12 protein-coding genes are annotated in these 6,378 nt (G+C 70.6%); 2 read left to right on the top strand and 10 right to left on the bottom strand.

Going from position 1 to position 6,378, the window contains the following annotated elements; genetic code table 11:
- Window positions 1-131 precede the first annotated feature (131 nt).
- The 9 genes from ACFWR9_RS09075 to ACFWR9_RS09115 form a co-directional block, all read right to left on the bottom strand.
- A complete protein-coding gene (locus ACFWR9_RS09075; protein WP_383837866.1) occupies window positions 132-509 on the bottom strand; it encodes a hypothetical protein in 378 nt (125 codons plus the stop codon).
- A complete protein-coding gene (locus ACFWR9_RS09080; RefSeq protein WP_383837869.1) occupies window positions 506-736 on the bottom strand; it encodes a hypothetical protein in 231 nt (76 codons plus the stop codon). The genes ACFWR9_RS09075 and ACFWR9_RS09080 overlap by 4 nt, the downstream gene beginning before the upstream one ends.
- Window positions 729-1,112 carry a hypothetical protein gene (locus ACFWR9_RS09085; RefSeq protein ID WP_383837872.1) on the bottom strand — a complete coding sequence of 128 codons (384 nt, stop codon included), beginning with the start codon at window positions 1,110-1,112 and terminating at the stop codon, window positions 729-731. The genes ACFWR9_RS09080 and ACFWR9_RS09085 overlap by 8 nt, the downstream gene beginning before the upstream one ends.
- A complete protein-coding gene (locus ACFWR9_RS09090; protein ID WP_383837875.1) occupies window positions 1,109-1,549 on the bottom strand; it encodes a hypothetical protein in 441 nt (146 codons plus the stop codon). Before ACFWR9_RS09090 ends, ACFWR9_RS09085 begins: the two co-directional genes overlap by 4 nt.
- A complete protein-coding gene (locus ACFWR9_RS09095) occupies window positions 1,546-1,668 on the bottom strand; it encodes a hypothetical protein (RefSeq protein WP_383837878.1) in 123 nt (40 codons plus the stop codon). Before ACFWR9_RS09095 ends, ACFWR9_RS09090 begins: the two co-directional genes overlap by 4 nt.
- Window positions 1,665-2,432 (bottom strand): hypothetical protein, encoded by a 768-nt coding sequence (locus tag ACFWR9_RS09100; protein WP_383837881.1) that lies wholly within the window; start codon window positions 2,430-2,432, stop codon window positions 1,665-1,667. The genes ACFWR9_RS09095 and ACFWR9_RS09100 overlap by 4 nt, the downstream gene beginning before the upstream one ends.
- Window positions 2,429-2,872, bottom strand: a complete 444-nt coding sequence (locus tag ACFWR9_RS09105) for a hypothetical protein (protein ID WP_383837884.1) — start codon at window positions 2,870-2,872, stop codon at window positions 2,429-2,431. The genes ACFWR9_RS09100 and ACFWR9_RS09105 overlap by 4 nt, the downstream gene beginning before the upstream one ends.
- Before the next feature lie 94 nt (window positions 2,873-2,966).
- Complete coding sequence (locus ACFWR9_RS09110; RefSeq protein ID WP_383837887.1) at window positions 2,967-3,158, bottom strand: hypothetical protein; 192 nt, start codon at window positions 3,156-3,158, stop codon at window positions 2,967-2,969.
- Window positions 3,155-3,394: a helix-turn-helix domain-containing protein gene (locus ACFWR9_RS09115; RefSeq protein WP_383837890.1), complete on the bottom strand. Its 240-nt coding sequence runs from the start codon at window positions 3,392-3,394 to the stop codon at window positions 3,155-3,157. Before ACFWR9_RS09115 ends, ACFWR9_RS09110 begins: the two co-directional genes overlap by 4 nt.
- Before the next feature lie 236 nt (window positions 3,395-3,630).
- Between ACFWR9_RS09115 and ACFWR9_RS09120 the strand changes: the two genes are divergently transcribed.
- Both ACFWR9_RS09120 and ACFWR9_RS09125 read left to right on the top strand, forming a co-directional pair.
- On the top strand, window positions 3,631-4,080 hold the full coding sequence (locus ACFWR9_RS09120) for a helix-turn-helix domain-containing protein (RefSeq protein WP_383837893.1): 450 nt from the start codon (window positions 3,631-3,633) through the stop codon (window positions 4,078-4,080).
- A 66-nt stretch (window positions 4,081-4,146) separates the two neighbouring features.
- Window positions 4,147-4,647 carry a hypothetical protein gene (locus ACFWR9_RS09125; protein ID WP_383837896.1) on the top strand — a complete coding sequence of 167 codons (501 nt, stop codon included), beginning with the start codon at window positions 4,147-4,149 and terminating at the stop codon, window positions 4,645-4,647.
- Here the strand turns inward: ACFWR9_RS09125 and ACFWR9_RS09130 are convergent.
- Window positions 4,574-6,208, bottom strand: a complete 1,635-nt coding sequence (locus tag ACFWR9_RS09130) for a recombinase family protein (RefSeq protein ID WP_383837899.1) — start codon at window positions 6,206-6,208, stop codon at window positions 4,574-4,576. The two genes, ACFWR9_RS09125 and ACFWR9_RS09130, sit on opposite strands and share 74 nt — an antisense overlap.
- Between the last annotated feature and the right edge of the window lie 170 nt (window positions 6,209-6,378).

Genomic DNA, 6,378 nt, shown 5'->3' on the forward strand with positions numbered 1-6,378 from the left:
GGCCCGCGGGGGGGGGGGGGGGCGGCGCCGGCGGGGGGGGGGGGGGCGGGGGGGGGGCGGGGGGCGCGGGGGGGGGCGCCCCCCCCCGCCCCCCCCGGCCGGGGCCTGAGCCCCAGCCGTCGTGCTCGTCGTCATCGGGCGGTACCGCCCGTCTGCTCGTACTCCGCGGGGCGCAGCAGACCGAGACCGATCGCGAGAGCCACCGCGTGCGGCCCGGACTTCGCGCCGAGCGCCGCGTACAGGGTCCGGCGGTGCGTCTTGATCGTGTACTCGCTCCGGCAGATTCGGCGGCCGGTCTCCTCGGCGGACTCCCCGGCGGCGAGGCCGACCAGGGCGGCGTGTTCGCAGTCGGTGAGGTGGATGTCGCCGCGGGTGCCGAGGTCGCCGCCGGTGACGATTTCGAGTGCGGCGAAGTTGGCGAGGGCGCCGGCCTGGGTGACGGTGAGGGGGAGGTCGAGGCGGTCGGCTGCGGTGAGGATGTGCTTTCGCAGGTCGGTGGTGCTGATCATGAGTTCCCCGTGTGCTGGGTGGTGAGCTGGTAGGTGCGGCGTGGGCCGTCGGTCGCGGTGAGGAGCCCGGCGCGGGTGAGGCCGCGGAGGTCCTTCCGCGCGGTGTTCCGGCCGGTGGAGGCCCAGGGGCTGTCGGCCATGAGCTGCGCGGCGAGGCTGGTGGTGACCGGCCGGCCGTCGGTCTGTATGGCGGCGAGGAGGTACTGGCGGCGGGAGACTTCAGCCACGACGACCGCCTCCCTCGCGGGCCGCGCTGAACCAGCGGACGCCCTTCTCGTCGTGCTGGACGAGCGCCCCGGAGTCGCAGAGGATCGCGAGGTCGTGGCGCGCGGCCCGAACTCCGAGCCCGGCGTAGTTGTTGCGCTCGTACCAGAGGACGACAGCGCCGGACTTCCACCGACCGCCCGCGCTGATCGCGTGGAGGAGGTGAGCGCGGCGGGTGGTGTCCGCGGCGAGCGCGGGAGGCGGCACGCTCTCGGCGAGCGCCTCAGCTCGGATGTGCGCGTCGTGCTCGGCGAGGAACGCGCGGGCGTCGTCCTCGTACATGGACCCGGCCTCGCGGATGCACTGCACGATGTACTCGCTCTGGTCGGCGGCCCTCATGCCGTCCTCCGGTCCTGCTGCTCCGGCAGCGGGTTCGCCACGAGGTGCTTGCGAGTCGCCGCGTGCGACGGGTGCTTGATCAGCGACGCGCCCTTGCCAGCCGGGTTGAACCGGCCCACCACACGCGCCACCTCGGACAGCTCCGCGAGCAGCCGGCGCACCTCCGGGATGGGCAGTTCGATCTGCGCGGTGTCCATGGCCGCGACGTCCTCGACCTGTTCGACGGCGGCGTCCAACTCGCCCTCGCGGGCCGGGCTGTGGACCACGTCGGCCAGCTCGTCGAGCGCGGCGATGATGGCGTCGCGGTCGGCGGGCTCGCGCCAGTGCTGGACGAGCTGGGTGAGGGTGTCGGTGCGGATCTGGTCGGCGCGGAGGACGCCGTGGAGGTGGGTGGCGCCGGTCTCGAAGGAGAGCTGCGGCTTGGAGGAGTGGATCATCGGGCACCCCCGGAGCGGTGGATCAGGTGGGAGAGGTACGCGGGGAAGTCGCTGGCGCAGAACCCGGTCCAGACGAGCCCGGCGAGGGTGGCCCAGATGAGCCATTCGAGGAAGGTCACGACGGGGCACCCGCCTCGGCGTCCGGGCCGGGCGCGATGTTGTGCGCGTGCTGCGCCTCGGCGATCAGCCGCCACGTGCCGCACGTCTTCTCGACCTCGGCCAGTGCCGTCTCGGCGGACGCGTGGGTGATGGCGGACGCGGCCAGCTCGTCGAGGAAGTCCGTCAGGTCCTCGTGATCCATGAGCCGGGCCCACGGCAGCGCGGGCGGGTACGTGTCCGGCTCGTCGCTGCGGTAGCCCTGCCCCGGCGTCCGCCACCGCGCGCACGCCGCCTCGACCAGAGCCAGCGTCGTGCGGTCCGGTACGTCCGAACCATCCGCCTCAGTCCGCCACCGGTTCATCGCAGCGCCCACGAGGTCGTCGAGGAACAGGTGCAGGTCGTCGTCCGGCATGGTCTGCGCCCACGGCAGCGCGGCCTGGGTCGCGACCGGCTCGGCCAGCAGCTCAGCGCGGAGGTTCGTCAGCAGCAGACCAACCGCCACGTCCGGCCGGGACAGCCCGTCGTAGTGCGCGAGGAGGATCTCCTGCACCTTGCCCAGCGCCGTCTCCGGCAGCTCCGGACCCGCACCCACCGGCACCGGCAGCGCACCCACACGAGCCACCGTCAGCGCCAGCCGCCGCGCCTTCATCCGCGCCAAGATCTGACCATCCGTCGGCCGATCCCACGCGTGCCAGCCCACCGCGTCCGCGAACTGCCGACCGTGCCCACGCTGCGCGATACCGCACCACGTGCACGCCGACGGCTCCACCAGCGGGGCACTCACGCCGCCACCTCGTTCGCGTCAGCAGCCGCCTCCAGCACCGCCACCGCCGACTCCGTGGTCCGGCCCTCCACGTCACCCCAGTGCGCGACGTGCCCCTCCAAGTGGTGCGGCTCGTCGTTCCACGCGGGCTCCCCGTCCACCTCCAGGCGGCCGGCCAGCACCTTCACCGCCGCCTCGGACAGCTCCGAGATGCGGTGCGGGTTGTCGCCCTGGGGCGAGGCCACGCACCGGATCGCCGCCACGATGGACAGCGGACGCGACGCGTGCGGGGTGTTGCTGCGGCGGTCGAACGGGTCGGGGCAGTAGTCGCCCTGGTAGTGACCGACGTGGGCGAGGAGCCGCGCCGCCGCCCGGAACACCGCCGGGACGGTCGTCGGCCGCGCCTGCGGCGACTGGTGCAGCGGGAGAACCCTGCTGCTGGTCTGCAATGATGTGGCCACGGGGACCTCTCTTTCGTTGGTTGATCGGGGTCGCCGATGTCGGGGTCCGTCCGTGGCCGGGTAAGCAGCGGGCGGGCCTTCGGCGTTGATGGGGTCAGGCAGCCTGAGCGGCCGGCGGGGTCTCCCCCACGGGTGCGGCCTGCGGCACGAGGCCGGCGGGGCGCGTCATGATCCGGCGGAGCTTCTCCACGACCTCGTCGCTCGGCTCCGGTGCAGCGGCGACGCTCTGGCGGATCTCCGCGAGGACGTCGTCGCCGAGGAGCGCGTGGCGCTCTTCGCGGGTCATGCGACGGCTCCGGCGGGCTCGTCCTCGTCTTCGACCGCGTCCATGACGGTGCGGATGTCGAGGTCATATGCCTGTGCGAGGCGTAGCGCCGAGTTCAGGTCAGGTTGCGCCGACCCGTCGATGTATCGATATGCCGAGGAGACGCTGACGCCGCTGCGCTTCGCGATGGCCCAGGCGGTCTTGTCACCGTGCTTGGCAGCGATCTCGCGGAGTCGGGCGATGTTGAGTCGGTACACGTGGGTGTCCCTCCCTTCGCAGGTAGCGGGATGGTTTCCCTGTTGAGGGAAACTAGACCACAGCCAATCCCTCTCTGGCAAGGGAATGTGCGTGTGTGGGAAGGGTGAAATTGCATGCGTACAGGCGTTCGATAGCGGTGTGGCCTGTGAAATTGCAGGTCAGTGGCCGGATGCCGACTTTCCCGCGAGAGGGAAGCGTCGACTATTCCCTCTCAAGGGAAGTAGAGTTCCGGGACATGACGGATGCCCCCACGGGGCGCGAGAAGCGATTCTTCGCGCTCGTCCTCCCCGCCCTCAAACGGGCCGGCTACACCGCCTACGGCATGCAGCAACAGCTCATGGCCGATACCGGCCTGAACAAGTCCACGGCCTCCCGGCTCCTGCGCGGCGAGACGATCCCCCACGTCAAGTCATTCCCCGCCCTGGCCAAGGCACTTGGGCTGGACCCCCTCGAACTCCTCGTCGCAGCAGACATCGTGCCGCCCGAGTACCTGGAGTCTCAGCAAGCACTGTCCGAAACAGATCGCTCACAGGTAGGCTCGGGATCTCTCACTCCGGAGGAGGCCGCGGACCAACTGGGCATCCATGACGACGTAGGACGCTTCACGTTCTTCGCCGTCGTCGAGAAGCTCACGACCGACGACGCGGACGAAGCCGACCCCGGAGGCGCTACAGCACAGGCGTAACAACCGGGGGTGTGCATGGAACTCACGGCTCGCACCAAAGCCGCGGTCGCAACAGCCGTAGGAATCGTGGCCACAGGATTCGCCGTGATCGTCCGGAGCACCTCACACGACAACGTGGCAGGCTCCATCGGTGGGGCCTGCCTCGTCATGGTCGGCCTCACCCTGGCCATCCTCATCTTCGTGCGCCGGTGGGTCTGCGACACCCGCGACGAGCGGCGCATCCTCGCCGCCACGCAGCGCGAAGCCCAAGCCGAGCGGACGCGCTACATCGCCGCGCAGGCCGGCCTCACCAACGAGTCCGGCCGCATGAACCGGGAGATGGCGGCCGAGCGGGCCCGAGTCACGGCCACGCTGAAGGTCGAGCGGGAAGCCATGCAGGCTGATTTCGAAGGCACCCGCGCCAAGGAATGCGCCGAAGCCTTCCGAACCGGTGCCGAGATGGAACGCGCCGGCGTCTTCAAGAAGCGGCAGCAGCCTCTGCGCGGAAACCTCCTCACGTTCCCGAAGCAGCAGCCCGAGGCCCCGGAACCGGAGCGGACTCGGGAGCACGGAGTGGTCGGTCCCTGAACCCTGGCTCCCCCACCCACGACAGCCGGACCCGGCCCGGCTCGATACGCCGTGCGCCCCGCCTCGGCGCCTTGTACAGACGGACCGTCACCACGGACCTGATCACCTCGCGCTTCTGCTCCAACGTCAGCGCAGGCACTGCCTCCTCATCGACCGTCGCCGTACGGCCGCTCCACACCACATCGGGGTCCGGAGCGCTGAGAAGGGACAGCAGCAGCGGGGACACACCCGTCAGCCCCTGAAGCTTCTTCCGCTCGGCCTCCAGCTTCGGCATCAGCCGCAGCTCCATGGACGCGAGCGAGGCCGCGGACAGCTTGAAGCGGCCCGTCTCGTCGTCGTACTCCTCGGCCTGCTGGCGCGCCTCGCGAAGCTGCTCCTCGAAGGCGTTGATGCGACGCTGCACCGCCGTGATCTTCTCTTCGGTGTTGTCGTCCTCCGCAACCAGGGCTTTGGTCGCCTTCTTCTTGTCGGCGAACCACTCGATGACGGCTTCCTCGACGTAGGCGTCGAGCCAGTCCTCGCGGACGTTCGCGTTGCCCTTCTCCCGGCAGCGCAGATACCAGACTCCGCGGCCCGGCGCCCCCGCGAGCAGCGCGTGGTCCCCGCATTCCCCGCAGTACGCGATGAGGCTCAGTAGGTGGACTACCTCGCTGCCCCGGTGAAGGTGTCGGCCCGGCGCGGACAGTGTGGCCGTTACGCGGTTGAACAAGGCCCGGCCGGCGGGAGTGTCCAGGCCCTTGATCGCGGGCCATGACGCCTGTGCCCAGGCCCCTTTGTTCTTGCGCTCTCCCAGGTATGCCCGGTTGAGGAGCGTCAGCCGCACGTTGCGTGTGTTCCAGGGCTTGCCATCGGCGCGTGTCGCTTCCGGCTCACCGTTGAGCCACCGGATCAAGGATCCGACCGAGCGGCCCTGGTCGATGTGGACGAGTGACCGGTACACGTATGGGCCGGTGGTCGCGTTCTCGTACTGGCGGATGCAGCGGAGCTGGCCGTTGACGACGTCGTAGTCGCGGCTATAGCCGAACAGCAGCCGGCCGTGCGGGTCCCCGGCCGCGGATGTGCGGGCGGCCGTGCGGAGGTTCCGGTCGCGGATGTCGTCGGCCTCGCCCTCTGCGGCGATGGCGTCCTGTGCGGTGGCTTTGCGGTCGTCGCTGCGGGAGAGGTCGTAGACGGTGCCCTTGTAGCAGAGGAGGACGCCGGCGTTGAGGCAGGCGCGTCGGAGCCGGACGTACGCTTCGAGGTCGCGGTAGTACCTGCTGGCTTCGTAGGCGACGACGATGCGGGTGACGCCGGGCCGTGCGGGTGTGTCTTCGATGGCTTCGAGGAGTTCCTCGAAGTCGTCGCGTGCCTGCTTCGCATGGCGGGACGCGGACAGGCCGAGGTCTTCGAACTCGTCAGCGATGTGCCAGCCGTGGGCCTTGCAGAGGGCTCGGCCCACGTCGAGCTGGTCCTTGACGCTGTCGCCCCGCTTGTTGGGATCGCGGGAGGCGCGCCCGTAGAGCCATGCCTCGAACTGGGTGTCCGGGAAGACCAGATGCAGGTATGACGGGTCGAAGGGCATGCCGGGACTCTAGCGCTCGAATAGGGGTCTTAGTGTCACTTTCGGGGGAGGGTGACGTCCGCGGCACATGCCGTGGGGGCGCGGGGGGGGGGGGGGGGCGGGCCGCGGGTGTGGGGGGGGGGGGGCTCGACGCCCCCCGCGCGGTGGCGCGCGCCGCGGCAGAGCGCGGC

Origin of the sequence: Streptomyces sp. NPDC058534 (assembly GCF_042717365.1) — a bacterium.
In the GTDB taxonomy this organism is placed as follows: domain Bacteria; phylum Actinomycetota; class Actinomycetes; order Streptomycetales; family Streptomycetaceae; genus Streptomyces.